Origin of the sequence: Streptomyces sp. TSRI0281 (assembly GCF_001905125.1) — a bacterium.
GTDB lineage: Bacteria > Actinomycetota > Actinomycetes > Streptomycetales > Streptomycetaceae > Streptomyces.
Genome location: NZ_LWLE01000036.1, coordinates 249561 through 268092 on the forward strand (window position 1 = coordinate 249561; position 18532 = coordinate 268092).

The 18532-nt window shown below is 69.0% G+C and carries 13 protein-coding genes and 2 tRNA genes; 10 read left to right on the plus strand and 5 right to left on the minus strand.

Translation table 11 applies throughout. The annotated features are described in order from the left end of the window. Nucleotides 1–242: 242 nt before the first annotated feature. The 4 genes from gyrB to A6A29_RS37990 all read left to right on the plus strand — a co-directional run bounded on the left by gyrB (nt 243) and on the right by A6A29_RS37990 (nt 5808). On the plus strand, nt 243–2312 hold the full coding sequence (gene gyrB / locus A6A29_RS37975) for a DNA topoisomerase (ATP-hydrolyzing) subunit B (protein ID WP_073727757.1): 2070 nt from the start codon (nt 243–245) through the stop codon (nt 2310–2312). A gap of 46 nt (nt 2313–2358) precedes the next feature. Next, on the plus strand, nt 2359–4983 hold the full coding sequence (gyrA, locus tag A6A29_RS37980) for a DNA gyrase subunit A (RefSeq protein WP_073727759.1): 2625 nt from the start codon (nt 2359–2361) through the stop codon (nt 4981–4983). Nucleotides 4984–5076: 93 nt separating this feature from the next. Beyond that, entirely contained in the window at nt 5077–5664 is a 588-nt protein-coding gene (locus A6A29_RS37985) for a DUF3566 domain-containing protein (protein WP_073727761.1), read from the plus strand. Between the two features lie 70 nt (nt 5665–5734). Further along, a tRNA-Ile gene (locus A6A29_RS37990) sits at nt 5735–5808 on the plus strand. 382 nt (nt 5809–6190) lie between these two features. Here A6A29_RS37990 and A6A29_RS37995 read toward each other — a convergent pair. Further along, nucleotides 6191–6550: a DUF6344 domain-containing protein gene (locus A6A29_RS37995; protein ID WP_073727763.1), complete on the minus strand. Its 360-nt coding sequence runs from the start codon at nt 6548–6550 to the stop codon at nt 6191–6193. A 291-nt stretch (nt 6551–6841) separates the two neighbouring features. Here A6A29_RS37995 and A6A29_RS38000 point away from each other — a divergent pair, with 291 nt between their 5' ends. After that, a complete protein-coding gene (locus A6A29_RS38000) occupies nt 6842–6976 on the plus strand; it encodes a DLW-39 family protein (protein ID WP_003958712.1) in 135 nt (44 codons plus the stop codon). Between the two features lie 554 nt (nt 6977–7530). Next, complete coding sequence (locus A6A29_RS38005) at nt 7531–8880, plus strand: hypothetical protein (protein WP_073727767.1); 1350 nt, start codon at nt 7531–7533, stop codon at nt 8878–8880. A gap of 68 nt (nt 8881–8948) precedes the next feature. On the opposite strand, the gene A6A29_RS38010 is transcribed toward A6A29_RS38005, so the two are convergent. Both A6A29_RS38010 and A6A29_RS38015 read right to left on the minus strand, forming a co-directional pair. Next, the gene (locus A6A29_RS38010) at nt 8949–10409 is read right to left on the minus strand and encodes a serine/threonine protein kinase (protein ID WP_073727769.1); all 1461 of its coding nucleotides are present in this window, start codon (nt 10407–10409) and stop codon (nt 8949–8951) included. 146 nt (nt 10410–10555) lie between these two features. Beyond that, nucleotides 10556–11104 (minus strand): helix-turn-helix domain-containing protein, encoded by a 549-nt coding sequence (locus tag A6A29_RS38015; protein WP_073727771.1) that lies wholly within the window; start codon nt 11102–11104, stop codon nt 10556–10558. Between the two features lie 179 nt (nt 11105–11283). Between A6A29_RS38015 and A6A29_RS38020 the strand changes: the two genes are divergently transcribed. Then, nucleotides 11284–11356, plus strand: a tRNA-Ala gene (locus A6A29_RS38020). 107 nt (nt 11357–11463) lie between these two features. On the opposite strand, the gene A6A29_RS38025 is transcribed toward A6A29_RS38020, so the two are convergent. Continuing rightward, nucleotides 11464–14307, minus strand: coding sequence for a PDZ domain-containing protein (locus A6A29_RS38025; RefSeq protein WP_079183189.1), 2844 nt, complete (start codon nt 14305–14307; stop codon nt 11464–11466). A 530-nt stretch (nt 14308–14837) separates the two neighbouring features. Here A6A29_RS38025 and A6A29_RS38030 point away from each other — a divergent pair. Continuing rightward, entirely contained in the window at nt 14838–15680 is an 843-nt protein-coding gene (locus tag A6A29_RS38030; protein WP_073727773.1) for a DUF2690 domain-containing protein, read from the plus strand. 163 nt (nt 15681–15843) lie between these two features. On the opposite strand, the gene A6A29_RS38035 is transcribed toward A6A29_RS38030, so the two are convergent. Continuing rightward, the gene (locus tag A6A29_RS38035) at nt 15844–16563 is read right to left on the minus strand and encodes a DUF5324 family protein (protein ID WP_073728122.1); all 720 of its coding nucleotides are present in this window, start codon (nt 16561–16563) and stop codon (nt 15844–15846) included. 326 nt (nt 16564–16889) lie between these two features. Between A6A29_RS38035 and A6A29_RS38040 the strand changes: the two genes are divergently transcribed. Both A6A29_RS38040 and A6A29_RS38045 read left to right on the plus strand, forming a co-directional pair. Further along, nucleotides 16890–17417, plus strand: coding sequence for a peptidylprolyl isomerase (locus tag A6A29_RS38040; RefSeq protein WP_073728124.1), 528 nt, complete (start codon nt 16890–16892; stop codon nt 17415–17417). Nucleotides 17418–17536: 119 nt separating this feature from the next. Next, nucleotides 17537–18445 carry a rhomboid family intramembrane serine protease gene (locus A6A29_RS38045; RefSeq protein WP_073727775.1) on the plus strand — a complete coding sequence of 303 codons (909 nt, stop codon included), beginning with the start codon at nt 17537–17539 and terminating at the stop codon, nt 18443–18445. Nucleotides 18446–18532 lie beyond the last annotated feature (87 nt).

Genomic DNA, 18532 nt, shown 5'->3' on the forward strand with positions numbered 1-18532 from the left:
ACCGTAGTGGGAGGTTGACAGGCGGAAGCGCTCAATGCCCGTCACAGCCCCTTGGGGCCCCTTCCTGAATATGGGGAGTCGTCAGCCGCTCATTCAGGGCGGCACATGCGGACTCAGGTACCGGCAAACCCCCATTCATGTCGGCGCTACCGGTAGACTGATGGCTAATCCCGCTACTCAAGCGGGAGTCGTCGATACAAGCCGAACGACGCAGCCGCTCCCGCCTGACCGGAGAACGGCCTGTGCTGTGCCAGAAAGGGCGCTTCGTGGCCGATTCCGGCAACCCCAACGAGAACAACCCGTCCACAACCGGTGAGCACGGCGAGGTCACCGCCTCGTACGACGCCAGCGCGATCACCGTCCTTGAGGGCTTGGACGCGGTCCGCAAGCGACCTGGCATGTACATCGGATCGACCGGTGAGCGCGGTCTCCACCACCTCGTGCAAGAGGTTGTCGACAACTCGGTCGACGAGGCGATGGCAGGCCACGCGGACACCATCGACGTCACGATCCTCGCCGACGGCGGGGTGCGCGTGATCGACAACGGCCGTGGCATTCCGGTCGGCATCGTGCCGTCCGAAGGCAAGCCCGCCGTCGAGGTCGTGCTGACCGTGCTGCACGCGGGCGGCAAGTTCGGCGGCGGCGGCTACGCCGTCTCCGGCGGTCTGCACGGTGTCGGCGTCTCCGTCGTCAACGCCCTGTCCACGCGGGTCTCCGTCGAGGTCAAGACGGACGGCTACCGCTGGACCCAGGATTACAAGCTCGGTGTCCCGACCGCGCCGCTGGCCAAGCACGAGGCCACCGACGAGACCGGTACGACGGTCAGCTTCTGGGCCGACGGGGACATCTTCGAGACCACCGAGTACAGCTTCGAGACCCTCTCGCGCCGCTTCCAGGAGATGGCGTTCCTCAACAAGGGCCTCACCCTCAAGCTCACCGACGAGCGGGAGTCGGCGAAGGCGACGGCGGGCGCGGACAGCGCGGACGCGGTCGAGCCCGCCGAGGAGGAGGCCGCCCGCTCGGTCACGTACCACTACGAAAACGGCATCGTCGATTTCGTGAAGTACCTCAACTCCCGCAAGGGCGACGTCATTCACCAGTCGGTGATCGACATCGAGGCCGAGGACAAGGAGCGTCTCCTCTCGGCCGAGATCGCCATGCAGTGGAACACGCAGTACACCGAGGGGGTCTACTCCTTCGCCAACGCGATCCACACGCATGAGGGCGGTACGCACGAGGAGGGCTTCCGTGCGGCGCTGACCTCGCTGGTCAACCGGTACGCGCGCGACAAGAAGCTGCTCCGCGAGAAGGACGACAACCTCACCGGTGAGGACGTCCGCGAGGGCCTGACGGCGATCATCTCGGTGAAGCTGGGCGAGCCGCAGTTCGAGGGCCAGACGAAGACCAAGCTGGGCAACACGGAGGCCAAGACCTTCGTGCAGAAGGTCGTCCACGAGCAGCTGACGGACTGGTTCGACCGGAACCCCAACGAGGCCGCCGACATCATCCGCAAGGGCATCGCGGCGTCGACCGCCCGGGTGGCGGCCCGCAAGGCCCGCGACCTGACCCGGCGCAAGGGCCTCCTGGAGAGCGCCTCGCTGCCCGGCAAGCTGAGCGACTGCCAGTCGAACGATCCCACCAAGTGCGAGATCTTCATCGTCGAGGGTGACTCCGCCGGTGGTTCGGCGAAGTCCGGCCGTAACCCGATGTACCAGGCGATCCTGCCCATCCGCGGCAAGATCCTGAACGTCGAGAAGGCCCGGATCGACAAGATCCTCCAGAACACCGAGGTCCAGGCGCTGATCTCGGCCTTCGGTACCGGGGTCCACGAGGACTTCGACATCGAGAAGCTCCGCTATCACAAGATCATCCTGATGGCGGACGCCGACGTCGACGGCCAGCACATCAACACCCTGCTGCTGACGTTCCTCTTCCGCTTCATGCGGCCGCTGGTCGAGGCGGGGCACGTCTACCTCTCGCGCCCGCCGCTCTACAAGATCAAGTGGGGCCGGGACGACTTCGAGTACGCCTACTCGGACCGTGAGCGGGACGCGCTCGTGGCGCTCGGCAAGCAGAACGGCAAGCGGATCAGGGAAGACTCGATCCAGCGCTTCAAGGGTCTCGGCGAGATGAACGCCGAAGAGCTGCGCATCACGACGATGGACGTCGACCACCGGGTGCTCGGCCAGGTCACCCTGGACGACGCGGCGCAGGCCGACGACCTCTTCTCGGTGCTGATGGGTGAGGACGTCGAGGCACGGCGCTCGTTCATCCAGCGCAATGCCAAGGACGTCCGCTTCCTCGACATCTGAGTCGGCCGTACAAGCAAGCCGCAGCTCGAAAGGACTTTGACCAGCAATGGCCGACGAGAACACCCCTGTCACGCCCGAAGAGGAGCCCGCCGCCGGTGTGGGCATGCGTGTCGAGCCCGTGGGGCTCGAAACGGAGATGCAGCGCTCCTACCTCGACTACGCGATGTCCGTCATCGTCTCGCGTGCGCTCCCCGACGTACGGGACGGTCTCAAGCCCGTCCACCGCCGGGTGCTGTACGCGATGTACGACGGCGGCTACCGGCCCGAGAAGGGCTTCTACAAGTGCGCCCGTGTCGTCGGTGACGTCATGGGTACGTACCACCCGCACGGCGACTCCTCGATCTACGACGCGCTCGTGCGCCTCGCGCAGCACTGGTCGATGCGCATGCCGCTGGTGGACTCCAACGGCAACTTCGGTTCTCCGGGCAACGACCCGGCCGCCGCCATGCGGTACACCGAGTGCAAGATGATGCCGCTGTCCATGGAGATGGTCCGGGACATCGACGAGGAGACCGTCGACTTCCAGGACAACTACGACGGCCGCAACCAGGAGCCGACGGTCCTGCCGGCGCGCTTCCCGAACCTGCTGGTCAACGGTTCCGCGGGCATCGCGGTCGGCATGGCCACCAACATCCCGCCGCACAACCTGCGCGAGGTCGCCGCCGGTGCGCAGTGGTACCTGGAGCACCCGGAGGCCTCGCACGAGGAGCTCCTGGACGCGCTGATCGAGCGGATCAAGGGCCCGGACTTCCCGACGGGCGCGCTCGTCGTGGGCCGCAAGGGCATCGAGGAGGCGTACCGCACCGGCCGTGGCTCGATCACGATGCGCGCGGTCGTCGCGGTCGAGGAGATCCAGAACCGGCAGTGCCTGGTCGTCACGGAGCTTCCGTACCAGACCAACCCCGACAACCTCGCGCAGAAGATCGCCGACCTGGTGAAGGACGGCAAGGTCGGCGGGATCGCGGACGTCCGGGACGAGACCTCGTCGCGTACCGGTCAGCGCCTGGTCGTCGTGCTCAAGCGGGACGCGGTCGCCAAGGTCGTACTGAACAACCTGTACAAGCACACCGACCTCCAGACGAACTTCGGCGCCAACATGCTGGCGCTCGTCGACGGGGTGCCGCGCACGCTGTCGATCGACGCGTTCATCCGGCACTGGGTGACGCACCAGATCGAGGTCATCGTCCGGCGCACGCAGTTCCGTCTGCGCAAGGCGGAGGAGCGGGCGCACATCCTGCGCGGGCTCCTCAAGGCGCTGAACGCGATCGAGGAGGTCATCGCCCTCATCCGGCGCAGCAACACCGTGGAGATCGCGCGCGAGGGCCTGATGGGCCTGCTGGAGATCGACGAGATCCAGGCGAACGCGATCCTGGAGATGCAGCTGCGGCGGCTGGCGGCGCTGGAGCACCAGAAGATCACGGCGGAGCACGACGAGCTCCAGGTGAAGATCAACGAGTACAACGCGATCCTCGTCTCGCCCGAGCGGCAGCGGCAGATCGTCAGCGAGGAGCTCGCGGCGATCGTCGACAAGTTCGGCGACGACCGGCGTTCCGCGCTGGTGCCCTTCGACGGCGACATGTCCATGGAGGACCTGATCGCCGAGGAGGACATCGTCGTCACCATCACGCACGGTGGCTACATCAAGCGGACCAAGACCGAGGACTACCGCTCGCAGAAGCGCGGCGGCAAGGGTGTCCGCGGCACGAAGCTGAAGCAGGACGACATCGTCGACCACTTCTTCGTGTCGACGACGCACCACTGGCTGCTCTTCTTCACCAACAAGGGCCGTGTCTACCGGGCGAAGGCGTACGAACTGCCGGACGCCGGCCGCGACGCGCGTGGCCAGCACGTCGCCAACCTGCTGGCCTTCCAGCCGGACGAGAAGATCGCCCAGATCCTGGCGATCCGCGACTACGAGGCCGCGCCGTATCTGATCCTGGCCACGAAGGGCGGTCTGGTGAAGAAGACCGCGCTGAAGGACTACGACTCTCCGCGCTCCGGCGGTGTCATCGCGATCAACCTGCGGGAGACCGCGGACGGCAGCGACGACGAGCTGATCGGCGCGGAACTGGTGTCGGCCGAGGACGATCTGCTGCTCATCAGCAAGAAGGCCCAATCGATCAGGTTCACCGCTACGGACGATGCGCTGCGCCCGATGGGCCGTGCGACTTCGGGTGTCAAGGGGATGAGTTTCCGCGAGGGCGACGAACTGCTCTCGATGAATGTCGTCCGGCCCGGTACTTTCGTGTTCACTGCTACCGACGGTGGATACGCGAAGCGGACCCCTGTCGACGAGTACCGGGTTCAGGGTCGTGGCGGCCTGGGCATCAAGGCCGCCAAGATCGTGGAGGACCGGGGCTCGCTCGTCGGTGCGCTGGTGGTGGAGGAGACGGACGAGATTCTCGCCATCACACTCGGCGGTGGTGTGATTCGTACGCGAGTCAATGAAGTCAGGGAGACGGGCCGTGACACCATGGGCGTCCAACTGATCAATCTGGGCAAGCGTGATGCCGTCGTCGGCATCGCGCGCAACGCCGAGGCCGGTCGCGAGGCTGAAGAGGTCGATGGGACCGATGAAGCCGAAGGCGACACGGCCGAAGTCCACGCCGAGCGCGTGGTCGAAGGCACTGTCGAGGGCACGGAGCCTTCGACCGGGGAGCACGAGGAGTAGAGCGTGAGTGGAGCCACGGGCGCCGGTTCGGCCGCTTCCGGAGCTGGAGCGAACGGTGCCCGTGGCCCTGCCACGGACTCCCAAGGGGGCACTGTGACGGACACTCGGGGGCCTCAGCCCCAGTACGAGGGTTACGCGACCGGGCCGTTGCCCGGCGAGCGTGAGCCCGCGCCGGGGACGGCGGGGCCGTACCACCCGCCGCAGGCGTACCCGTCGCCCTCGGGCGGCACACAAGGGGGTCAGCAGGGCGGGACACAGGGCGGCTCGCAGGCGATGCGCCTGCCGCGCACGGGGGCGCGGACCACTCCGCGTACCCGCAAGGCGCGGCTGCGGGTGGCGAAGGCCGATCCGTGGTCGGTGATGAAGGTCAGCTTCCTGCTCTCCATCGCCCTGGGCATCTGCACGGTGGTCGCGTCGGCGGTGCTGTGGATGGTGATGGACGCGATGGGCGTCTTCGACACCGTCGGCGGCACGATCAGCGAGGCCACCGGTTCGAACGAGAGCAACGGCTTCGATCTCCAGTCGTTCCTGTCGCTGCCGCGCGTCCTCATCTTCACGTCGGTCATCGCCGTGATCGATGTGGTTCTGGCGACCGCGCTGGCGACGCTGGGCGCGTTCATCTACAACTTGTCGGCGGGCTTTGTGGGCGGCGTCGAGCTCACTCTGGCCGAGGACGAGTAGCGCACCGGGTATCGATTTTGGGACTGGCCCCGACGTGCGCTAATCTTCAGAAGTCAGCGCACAGCGCGGCGGGGCTATAGCTCAGTTGGTTAGAGCGCATCCCTGATAAGGATGAGGCCACAGGTTCAAATCCTGTTAGCCCCACGCAGACGAAGACCCCCAACCATTCGTGGTTGGGGGTCTTCGCGTTTCCGGGGTGGTACGGGTCGATGTCGCGGTCGGAGTCCGGCGGCGCGGTCGGAGCCGGCGGCGGGGCGGCCGGAGTCCGGAGTTGGCGTACGCGGGGTTTGGGCGGGGCGTCCGAGGTGCGAGGTGCGGCGGGCCGTGATCCGTGCGTACGGATGTCTGGCGGAGGCCCGGTGCCGGTGCGGACGTGGGGAGCGCCGGCTCCTCGTCTACGGGGCGGGTACGGGAACAACGGACTCGGGGGCGGGCAGGGGAACGGCTCGGGTACGGGCATGGAAAAGGCCCCCGTCCGGTGTGAACCGGACCAGGGGCCCTGGGAGAGCCGTGCGGCGGGGCGGGATCAGGGTGGCAGCAGGGACGAGTCGTCCGCCGGGGCCGCGGGGTTGGTGCGGGCCGTCCCCGTGGCGTTCACGGCGTCCGTCGTGTCGGCGGACAGGTGCCGGGTGGCCGGTGAGGAGTTGTGTGCTTCGGCGCGGATGCGCTGCTTCATCGTGGGTGGCAGCGCCCTGTCACGCGGAAGGGTCCATCGGACCGACGGGGTGGTCGCGGTTGCCGCGGTCGCACCCGTGTGCTCCTGAGTCGCGGCCGTCGGCTGCGTGATCGCGGCGGCGGGGGTGGAGGCGAGGCCCAGCGACGCGAGGATCGCGAAGAAGGCGGTGATGAAGGCGGTCCAGATGCTCTTGACCCTGAAGGTGCTCATGGCCCCTCGCTTTCAGGTGGTCCGGTTTGCTTACTTTCCTGATCATGTGGATCCGGCTCGCGATTTCGGGGACCGACGCCCCCGCTGCGCCGATCTTCGGATGAACACCACTCGTATGGTTCAACCGGTGCTGACGGACCGTCTGTGGGTCGTCGTGGGGCCCTGAGGATGCTCGGATGATCGCTCCGGCCCGCCGCAGCGGGGTTCCGGGCAGGTCACCGATCGGTATCGGCCGGTGTGTATAGTCGGGCGGCAGAAGTCCCCTACGTCAAGGAAAGACGAGGTCGCGCGGTGAAGAAGCTTCTCCTGGTCGCACTGGCCGCCATCGGCGGGCTCCTCGTGTACCGCCAGATCCAGGCGGATCGCGCCGAGCAGGATCTGTGGACGGAGGCGACCGACTCCGTGCCCGCAGGTTCGGGTGTGTGAGACGGCACAGTCTGTTACGGGCCCCGGTCGCTGAGCGGCCGGGGCTTCGTGCTGTCCGGGGGCCTTTCCGGTGGTCGCCGACGACGTCTTCGCTGCTGGTGGCGGCCGGCCGTGCTGTTGCCGGACCGTGACGCCCCGGCCCTTGAGTTCACCCACGCAAATCAATAGGTTGCGAGAGCGAATCAGCTGGGTCGACGGCCGAGGGGGCACCGGGTGAGGGCACGTGACCACTGCCGCACCGTGACGGCCCCGGGTGCGCGGGACGCGGAGATCGCGGACAATCCGCCGGCCGGTGTGGTGTTGCGGGTGGCGGTGCTCGGTGAGGCGCTGTCCGGTCCTCGGCGCGGCGCCCCTGTCGCGGTCGATACGACGTCCGAGAACCCTGACAAAAGTGGCAATTCGACAGCGGCCGAAGACAGCAGTGGTGCGGGCGGGGCAGGATGGACCGGCGTTGCGGCCGTCGCGGGGGCGAGCGCCCCGGTGGTTGTCGCCGGGGGGCTCGTGTTCGTACGCGGCCGTCGCAGGACAGCCAAGCGGACGACGAGGGGAAGCGCGTGAAGAGGCAGCGCAACAAGGGCCGGGTGACGCTGGCGGCCATCGCGGCGATGTGCGCGGTGGTGGCGCTGCCGGGGCAGGCGCACGCGGCCGGCACGTCGGCGTACACCTTCGATCCCGGGGCGAAGACGGTCCAGGGTGCCGTGGCCAACGCCGACGCGTCTGTGCTGGACGAGGGCGCGGTGTACCGGAGCACCATCAAGCCGGGCGAGAAGCTCTACTACCGCGTGAAGCTCGACGCCCGGTCCAACGCCTATGTCTCGGCGGTGGCGGTGCCCGCGGCAGGTGGCACGGTCGCCTACGGGGACGGCATCACCGTCAGCCTCCGCGATCTCGACGACTCCCGGTGCAGCTCGGAGGGCGCCGACTTCGGGTCGACCGAATTCCCCCGTCCGATCTCGGCCTACGCGTACCGGACCATCGACAAGGAAAGCCCCACGTGCCAGAAGGCCGGCACCTACGACGTCCTGATCGAGCGGGAGAGCAAGGCGACCTCCAGCCCCGCCCCCTGGGACCTGGAGCTGCGCTTCGCGCTGGAGCCGAAGCTGAAGAACGGCGGGTCGATGCCGACCGAGGCCCCGGAGAACTGGCCCTCGGCGTCCCCCGAGGCGATCACCGAGGCCGGGAAGAAGCGGACGGGCGGCAGCGGGTACTACGAGGCCACCAGCCTCGATTCCGGTGAGTGGAAGGACACCATCGCACCGGGCCAGACGCGCTTCTACCAGGTGCCGGTGGACTGGGGGCAGCAGATCTACGCCACCGCCAAGCTGAGCAACAGCCCCACCGACTCGGACGAGTTCGTCGGCAACGCGCTCTCGCTGTCCCTGGACAACCCCGCGCAGGGGCATGTCGACGGGGCGACGCTCTCGTACTCCGGAAGGCCCGCGTCGGCGGCACTCGATCCGCTGCCTCCGGTGGCGTACGAGAACCGGTTCGACTTCAGTACCGATGTCAACGCCATGCGTTTCGCGGGCTGGTACTACCTGTCGGTGTCGCTCAGCCCGGCGGTCGCGAAGTCCTACGGCAAGGACCCGATCCTGCTGACCCTGAGCGTGCAGGTGAAGAACAAGGCGAAGACCTCCCCGTACGAAGGGGATGCCGGGATCTTCGGCGTCACCCAGAAGGACAGGGACATGGCCAAGAACGGGCAGAGCGGCCCGCAGGCCGAGAAGAGCGACACGATGAGGCTGGTCGCCGCGGGCGGGATCGGCGCGGGCACCGTGCTGGTGCTCGGGCTCGGGGTGTGGACGCTGCTGGCCAGGCGCCGTCCGCGGTCGGCCGATGCCGTGCCGCCGGGCGGCAGCGGACAGCAGCCGCCGTTCGGCGGTCCGCCGCCGCAGAACTGGTAGCCGGTCCGGGGCCCGGCGGCCGTGGTGCCGGCCGCCGCCCTCCCGGACGAGCCCGTGTCAGCTCTGGGTCAGCTCTGGGTCAGCGCCCAGATGCCGACCGCGAAACAGAGCAGCGCCACCAGCAGGACCGGGACCGCCACCTTTCGGGGCGGTCCCGTTCGCGTCCGGTGGGCGGGGGCACCGTGCGACGCGGGGGCGGGCGGCGGGGAGACCGACGCGCCGGGGTGCGAAGCCTGCGGGTGCTGGGCGGTGTAGGCCCGGGTGGCGGCCGGATCGTGCGGCACCGCGGATGTGGGGGCGTGGGAGAGGTCCGGGGTTCCGGCGGCGTAGGGGGCGCCCGCGTGCGCCGGGAGCGGAGCGGGAGGCGCGGCCGACTGCGGCGGGTGGGGCAGTTGCGTGGGCGGAGGCGTGGGCTGGTGCGTGGACTGCTGAGGAGGCGGCGCCAGGTGGAAGCTGCCCGTCTCCGACATCGAGACGGGCTGCTGTGCGGGCTGCTGCGCGTACGGATCCTGTGTGTACGGATCCTGTGTGTACGGATCCGGTGCGTACGGCTGCCGCGCGGAGGGCGGCTGTGTGGCCTGAGAGGCGTCCTGGGGCGGCTGGGTGGCGTGGGGAGCCTGTGTCGCCTGTCCGGGCGCCTGGAGGCCCGCCACGGGGCCGTCGGGGCCGAATCCGGCCGGTAGCGGCCCGATCTGGTCGAAGACCTCGACCGGCTCGTCGCCCGGACCCGGTTCGGGCAGCATCTCGACCGCCGCCGTCAGAGCCTTGCGCGCCCCGGTGGCGGTCCGGAAGCGGGACTGCGGGTCGGGCTGCAGCAGACCGGCCAGGACCTGCCACAACGGTTCCGGGATGCCCTGCGGGGCGCTCGGGGTGCCGTGAGTGACGAAGTGCTCGACGAGCGCCTGGGAGTCGGGCTTCTGGCCCTGGAGCAGATAGAGCGCGACGAGGCCGACGGCGAACAGGTCGGCGGGGAAGTCCGGCTCCGCGCCCATCATCTGCTCGGGCGCGAAGTAACCGGGCGTGCCCACCACGTAGTTGGTCTCGGTCAGACGCGGTTCGCCCTTGCGCATCGAGATGCCGAAGTCGGAGAGGCGCAGATGCGGACGGCCCGTTCCGGTGGCCTCCATCAGGATGTTGGCCGGCTTGATGTCCCGGTGGACCACGCCCTCCGCGTGCACCGTGGACAGTCCGGACAGCAGCTGGTCCAGCAGCAGACAGACGAAGCGCGGCGGCAACGGGCCGTAGTCGCCTATGACATGGGCCAGCGAACCGCCGCTGACCAGATTCATGGTGAACAGGACCTTGTCGTCGTCGGCGGCCCAGCTGGCGGGAGCCAGCACGTGCGGGTGCTCGATGCGCAGCGCCTGCTCGCGCACGAAGCGCAGCAGCGTGTGCGCGTCGCTCTGTTGCAGGACCTTGGCCGCTACATAGCGGCGGCGCCGGTGGTCCCAGGCCCGCCACACGGCGCCGACCCCACCACGTCCGATCGGATCGATCAGTTCGTACCGACCAGCGAAGACCTCACCCATTGCGCTGCGCCCGCTCCCCGTTCCTGGTTCCTGCTCCGGTGTTGCTCACCGACCCGTACCCCGGTTCTCAGGGGTGCTGCCGGGTCCAGGGCATCCGCCTTCGGGCGAGCCCTGGCTCCGGTGTCCGTGCGGCCCTGGGGCCTGTCTCAGCTCTGGTGCCCCTCGTAGTGCGCGACCGCGTCCGCGGTGCGCCCCGCTCCGTACACCTTGAGGAACTCTGCCAGTTCCGGGTGGGTCGGGGCGAGGGAGTCGGCGGCATCGATGATGTCCCCGGCCGCGGCGACCGACCTCAGCAGCGACTGGATCTCGCGCACCACACGGCGGACGGTGGGGGCTCCGCCCGTGCTCGTGGTCTGCCCGGTGTTGGTCAGGACGGAGCCGCCCTGGGACTTCTTGATCTCTTCCATCCGGTCGGTGGCCTCGCCCGCGCTGGCGCTGCCGTCCGCGACCTGGCTGGCCAGCTCCTGAAGGGCCTGCACGCGCTGGACGACCGCGGGGTTGCCGATCTTGGCCCGCTGGCCGCTCATCAGCTGGGACAGCATGGGCGCCGACAGCCCGAGTACGGCGGCGAGCCGGGCCTGGTTCAGGCCGAGATCATCGATCAGCCGGCGGAAGAGCGCACCGAGCGGCTCTCCGTACCAACTGCGCTGAAGCTCTCTGGCTCTTGCCGTTGCCTCTTGCTGCGCTGCGTCCATGGCGTCTCCCCTTCGCTGCGGCTTCGCTGCTGCGAACCTCGTCGTGCATCTTACGGAGAGTGGTTGCCGACCGGGAGTCCCAATCCTTTTGCGGGATTCCGGGGGTCACCCGGTACTCTGGTCTGCGACGGCAGCCGTGACACGGATGTGTTCGACGTTGTTTGCGTGTGCTGTTTTCCGGGGCCTTAGCTCAGTTGGTAGAGCGCTGCCTTTGCAAGGCAGATGTCAGGAGTTCGAATCTCCTAGGCTCCACATCGAAAGAGGCCCCCTGGCCTGCGGAAACGCAGATCAGGGGGCCTCTTGTCGTCTTCGTCCCCGCTGCCTGGGTGCCTTCCTGCCCCCGGGCTCGCGGGAGCTCTCTACGAAACCTTGAAGCTGTCGACGATGAAGTAGTCGCCCGTCTTCATGATGCCCTTGAGGGTGTGCGGGCCGGGTGCGAGGCCCGTCCTGCTGAAGACGGTCCGCTGGTGGACACGGGTGTCGCTGTGGTTGTCGATCGTGGCCACGAGTGTGCCGTCGAGATACAGGTCGACCTGGCCCTCGTCGCTGTTGACCTGGGTGATGAGGTCGATGGCGGTGCCGTTGAAGGCCAGCTCGAAGGAGTCGCCCTTCGTCTGCGTCGCGTGCACATCGTCGGCCCAGCCACCGGCGCCGCCCCGGGAGGCGTTCTTCCAGTCCCAGCCGCTGCCGCCGTACACCACTCCGGAGGTGTTGTTGAGCTGCTCGCCGCCGACGGGCTTGGTGACGGTGAGGTCGGTGGACGCCTGGCTGCGCCAGATCGTCAGCTTCACCGACGAGCCGGGCGCGAGGCCGTTGTACACCTGCCAGAAGCTGTCGCGGTCCGTGACCTGTGCGCCGTCGATCCTGCGGATCACGTCATTTCCGCGCAGCCCCTGCCGGTACGCCTCCGACGTCTGTGCGACGGTCTGGAGGTAGAGCCCGTCGCTGTCGGTGAGGCCGGTGGAGGACTTGATCCGGTCGGAGTAGATCCGCGTCGCCTGTGCGCCGAGCAGCGGTTCGAGGAAGGCGTCGACCGTGTCGGTGGGTGTGTCGTCGGCCCACTCGACGGGCGGCGGAGTGGGGGAGCCGGCCTTGCCGAAGCCCGTCATCGGGATGTTCCTGAATCCCAGCGCCAGAGCGGGTGAGCCGTCCTGGACGGTGTAGTCGAGCTTCTTCGGGTCGCTGAACGGGTCGCTCCCGGTGAACTCCGGGTCGGCGATCAGCGAGTGGGTGTCGAGGCCCTGACCCCGCCAGGCGTCGCTCAGGTCGGGAACGGGGCGCCCGTTGTTCCAGAACAGGTTGTTGTCGATGACCGGCCTGCTCCTCGCCGTGTCCACCTGGATCAGGTCGTACGGGTCGGCGGTCACGAAGAGGTTCTTCTCGACCGTGTCGCCGCTGTCCGCGTACCAGACGTGGAAGTGCGCGCCGCCGTTGACGAAGACGTTGTTGCGTATGGTCCGGTGGAAGCCCTCGCGCAGCTTGACGCCGCCGTTGAGCAGCAGGTTGTTCTCGACCAGATAGTTGGACGAGCCGTCGTCGAGGTCGATGTCCCAGTGCGAGGAGTGCCGGATCCGGTTGTGCCGGATGACGGTGGTCTCCATCGCGTCGAGCTTCGCGTACGACTTCTTCGTCGCGTCGTCCGCCGTGAGCGGCCAGAAGCGGTCGCGGCCCCAGGCGTTGACCGGTCCGTGGTCGGAGGTCTCCTTCACGCAGTTGAAGATGTCGTTGTCCTCGATGACATGGCCGCCCCAGGTGCCGTCGTTGATGTCGACGCAGGCGCGCGGGCCGTCGTGGAGGGTGTTCCCGGCGACGGTGACGCGACGGCTCATCGAGATCTGCACACCGGACGTCTGCTTCTCGAACTGCCCGTTGTCGTGCATGTAGTTGTCATCGATGCTGATGTCACGCGGGTAGTTCTCGCTCTTCGGCCCGGGGGTGGTGTCGCTGATCGTCCTGCGCATGCTGTCCCAGGTGGACGGCTCGCGTACGGCGTCCGGGCTGCCGATGACCGCGACGTCCGAGGCCCCGGAGTGGCTGAACTCGTTGCCGGACACGGCGTTCCCGCTGTTGTAGCCGTCCAGGAGGACGGCGTTGCCGCCGACCTGGTCGAAGCGGGAGCCCTTGATGTCCACCCGCGCGGTGTTCTTCAGGTGGACCGCACCGGCGCGGGCGATGGCCCAGTCGCCCAGCTGGAGCTTCTCGTACGGCTGGTTGAAGAGGGTGCGATGGGTCTGGGTGAAGGTGAAACCGGCGAAGGAGAGGTGGCGTACGGGGGCCGTGCTGCTCTTCCCCTCGACCCGGATCAGCTCGTTCCGCTCGGCCGTCGCGATCTTGGCCCTGCTGAGGTCGGTGCCTTCGGGGGCGTAGAAGTAGAGCTTGCCGGCGGGCTTGTCGTAGAACCACTCGCCGGGTGCGTCCAGTTCCTCGAAGACGTTCTCCACCATGCGGTACGTGGCGTGCAGCCCGCTGCCGCGGTTGTTGTCGCCGACCCAGGAGAGCGTGGGTGCGCCGTCCGGGCCGAGGCCGGTGACCTTGAAGGAGTTGCCGCCCCACTCGCCCTGGTGCAGTCCGCGTACGAGTGCGGTCGTCGGGTTCTTCCAGCGGGCCGCGCGCTGGGCGGACACGGCGTCGGCGGCGTAGCCGCCGAGGATCGCGGTCGCCGGGTCGTGGTTGGGGTAGCGGGCGAGGGTCTGGCGTGCACCGTCGAGAAACAGTTCGTCGAAGTCCAGGCCGCGGCCGATGTCGGCGACCCGCACCTTGCCGGAGTGCGTCCTCCAGTGCGGGGTGAGCGAGCGGCCCCCGCTGAGGACGACCTTCTCGCCGCGCGCCGCCGCGTACCGGACCGGGGCGGCGGCGGTGCCGGAGTCCTCGGGTCCGAAGCTCAGGGTCTGTCGCAGCCGGTACGTACCGCCGCGCACGATGACGTCCACCGGGCCGCGCTTGGCCTTCGCGGCCTTGCGCGCGGCCCGCTGGGCGCGTTCCAGGGTGCGGAAGGGCCTGGCCCTCGTGCCCTGGGCGTGGTCGTTCCCGGTGGGGGACACATACAGCTGCACGGCGCGGGGTGTCGCGGAGGAGGTGGTGGCGGAGGCGCCGGCGGTGGGCAGCAGGGTGAGCCCGGCCAGTGCGAGGGCGGCGACCGTGGCGGTGGCGCCCGCCCGCGTTCTTCTCGGGGAGAGCGGCGGTGAGGGGTGCGGTGGGCGCACAGATGACTCCTGGTGTCGTGCTGGACGGGAATCATCCGAGCTATCCGGGTCGTCCAGCGCATTAATGGACCATGTGCGCCTGGAAGTTATAAATAGATCGGATGACCGTCAAGGGTGGTGACAGAACCCGCCGTGATGGCCGGATCGGCGTCAACCTTTGTCCGCGTCCACGGAAACAGCCCGATCGGGGGAAATCTCGCCGCCGCAGGGTGACGCGGAGCAACGCCCGGCGATCCGGTGAGCCAGTGGTGAGTGCGGTCGCATGCGCCGTGCGGACAGCGGCACAAGGGGCGGGGGCTCGGCGGAGGCGGTCGCACCGGCTCGCTCTCGTGGGTTTGGCGGCGAATCATTATAGAGCCAACGGAACTGTGGCAGGCGTCAGTTGGAGTTGACGGGGGTTGCCCGGCGGAGGGCGTGAATCACGGGGGAGGGCGGGGAAGAATCTCCCTCAGGAAGTGAGGAACATCACGTGTAGCCTCCCGTGCGGTCAGCCGCCGGGCGCCGAGCAACGGTCGGGACGAGGGAAAGAGATGACAGACGGTAGCGGGCCCCCCTCACCGGACGACGAGCCCGGCGCTCCGGCCGGGGACGCGGGCGGGGACGGCCGACGTACGGGAGTCGGCGGTGGCTCGGCCTTCGGCCGTGCCACCGCGTGGATACGGCGTCACGGCCCCTCGACGCTCATCGGATCGGTTCTCGTCACCGTCGTGGGCGCGACGGTGACGGTGGTCCTGACCGCGCTGATCGGTGACGGCGGAGGGGACGGCGAGGCGGGAGCCGGGCCGGGCCCGTCCGGGGTGTCCGCTCGGGTCACGGCCGGACCCGAGCGGACACCCCGGACGAGCCCGGCCAGCTGCTCGGGCGAGGGCTGTGCGGGGCTCGACCCCAAGGACACCGGCTGCGGCGACCACGCGAGAACCGTGGGGAGCGAGTGGGCGGGCACGATGAGCCTGGAGATCCGCTACAGCCCGGAGTGCCGGACCGTGTGGGGCAAGCTGACCGGCGCGGAGGTCGGCGACACGGTCGAGATCCGGACCTCACCGACCCGGCACCAGATCGCCAAGGTGCTGAGGGGGCACACGAAGTACACGTCGATGCTCCCCGCCCCGGCGGGGTTCACGGCGCAGGCGAGCGCCGTGGCGGTCAACGCGACCGTCGTACGGGACGTTCCGCGGGGGCATGTGGTGAGGGTTGGGGCGGACAGCTCGGACCTGCCCTCCGGGAGCCCGACGGACGGCACGGTGAGCGGCGCGGCTGGGGGCGCGGCGGACGGCCCGATGGACGGCACGGCGGACGGCGCGGTGAGCGGTACGGCCGGGGGCTCGGACAGCGGTACGGCCGGGGCGGGCCGGAATCCGGCTTCGGCTTCCTGACCCGCGCCAGCACTCGTGCTCGTGCTCGTGCCGTCGTGCCCCCTCGGGCGAACGTCGGAAAGGGGCGCCGGCAGACCGTGAGGTCCTCCGACGCCCCTTCCCGTTGGGACATTGGGCAGTTGGGCCGTTCTTACGGTGCCGGATCGTCGCACCCGGCCTCGGTTCAGCGCCGGTCGTCGCGGTCGGTGCCTTCCGCGTCGCCCGACTCGGAATCGGCCTGCTTCGCCCGGACCTCCGGGTCGAGCACCGGCTCGCCGCTGCCGTCGACCGAGGTCAACGGTGCGCGCTCGTCGGACACCTCCGTGGGGGCGGGCGGCTCGACCAGCCAGTCCGGGTTGGCCTGCTTGTCCCACCACCGCCAGGCGGCGTACGCGCCGCCCGCCAGGACACCCAGCACGACAACGCTCCTGGCCACCCGGCCGGCCCTGGCCCGCCGCTCGTGCTTCCTGACCAGCTTCTGGATCTCCTTCGCCGTGACCTGTCCGCGCAGGGCGGCCAGTGCCGCCGCGCTGCGCGCGGTGGCCTGCTCGGCGACGGGCTGGGCCAGGGCCACCGCGTGCTCGACGCGGGGCACGGTGTAGTCGGCGGCGCTCCGTGCGGCCTGCCGGGTCCGGACCGCGGCGCGGTGCGCGGCCTCGTCGACCTTGGGCGGTACATGGGTCAGCGCTTGTTCGATACGTGGCGCGAGATGGGACGCGTACTGGGCACGGGCCTGGTGGCTCGCCCTGGTCACCTTGGGCGCGAGCCGTACACGTGCCTCGTTCGCATAATGTGCGGCCTGTTCCTTGGCCGTGTCGGCGTAAGGCGCCACCACTTCCGCGGCGTGCTGAGCGCTGTCCTTCGCCGAGTAGGTTGCGGCGCGCACGCGGTCAATGCGGGTCACGGGATCCTCCTCCTTGGTGGCGGGTAGGTACTCCGCCTTTCCGCCCAATTCGAAATCATGCCTGTCACGGCCCTGAGCGGCATGTGGGACAGGCATCCGGGTCATGGACGGCTTCTTCGGGCAATGCGGTGCAAGCGGAGCGTGCCGACGACAATGCCACGGATCGGCCGTGCCCGCGTGGCTTCGGCGGGCATGTGGCCGCAGTAGTCCCGGCGGGGGCGTGCGTGCGGAGGGACGGCACCATTGCCGCGCGGTGACAGCACGACGGCGGGGGTGGGCCGTGCGAGGATCGGTCCACGCCAGTGAAGACTTACGGAAGGCAGATCGTGGCCGAGCAGCTTTACGCCACCTTGAAGACCAATCAAGGCGACATCGAGATCCGGCTTCTGCCGAACCACGCGCCCAAAACAGTCAGGAACTTCGTCGAGCTCGCCAACGGTGAGCGCGAGTGGACCCACCCCGCGACCGGGAAGAAGTCCACGGACAAGCTGTACGACGGCACCGTCTTCCACCGGGTGATCAGCGGCTTCATGATCCAGGGCGGGGACCCGCTGGGCAATGGCACCGGCGGTCCTGGCTACGAGTTCGCCGACGAGTTCCACCCGGACCTGGCGTTCACCAAGCCGTACCTGCTGGCCATGGCCAACGCGGGCCCGGGGACGAACGGGTCGCAGTTCTTCCTGACCGTGTCGCCCACCGCGTGGCTGACCGGCAAGCACACCATCTTCGGCGAGGTCTCCGACGAGGCCGGCAAGAAGGTCGTGGACGCCATCGCGGCCACGCAGACCAACCCGCGCACCGACCGTCCGGTGCAGGACGTGGTGATCGAGTCGGTCGTCATCGAGACCCGCTGACGGTCCGGTCCCCCGGGAACCAACCGCCCTGCTCGTCCGTACTGTTACATAGCGGACGAGTGGGGCGGTGGCATGTGCGCCGCCCCCCATGACGAGGAGCGAGAGGCAGGCCAGGACCGATGGATCAGCAGCCGCCGGCAGACCAGGGCCCGTCCGGGGACAGCGGCGGCGCGCCGACCTGCTACCGCCACCCGGACCGGGAGACCGGAATCCGCTGCACGCGCTGCGACCGCCCGATCTGCACCGAGTGCATGGTCAACGCTTCGGTCGGTTTCCAGTGCCCGGACTGCGTACGCCAGGGCTCCGGCACGGGACATCATCCGGCCGCCAACCAGCCGCGTACGCTCGCGGGCGGCCGGGTCGCGGCCGACCCGAGGCTGGTCACCAAGGTCCTGCTCGGCATCAACCTCGCGGTCTTCGTGGCGGTCTGGGTCACCGGCCACTCCTGGCTGGTGGACGATCTGATGCTGCTGGGCCGGGCCTGGGACCCCAGCCCGCCGCCGGGCAGCATCGAAGGTGTCGCCGAGGGCCAGTGGTACCGGCTGGTGACGTCGATGTTCCTGCACCAGGAGGTGTGGCACATCGCGTTCAACATGCTGGGGCTGTGGTGGCTCGGAGGTCCGCTGGAGGCCGCGCTCGGCCGCGGCCGCTATCTGGTGCTCTATCTGCTGTCCGGGCTCGCCGGCAGTGCCCTGATGTACTGGATCGCGGCCCCGAACGAGGGCTCGCTCGGAGCCTCCGGGGCGGTCTTCGGGCTCTTCGGGGCCACCGCCGTCATGATGCGCCGGATGAACTACGACATGCGGCCGGTCCTCGTGCTGCTCGCACTGAACCTGCTCTTCACCTTCACCTGGGGCGGAATCGCCTGGGAGGCGCACGTCGGCGGTCTGATCGCGGGCACGCTGATCGCGATCGGCATGGTGCACGCCCCGCGTGAGCGGCGTACAGCCGTGCAGTACGGGACCTGTGCACTGGTTCTGGTGGCGATCCTCGGGATCGTCCTCGCCAGGACCGCCGCGCTCACCTGAGCGGATTTCTGTCCTCCGCCCCCAAAGTTGTCCACAGTGTGCGCAGGATCTTGTGCATGGCAAGAGGAACATGTGTTCCCGTTGTCG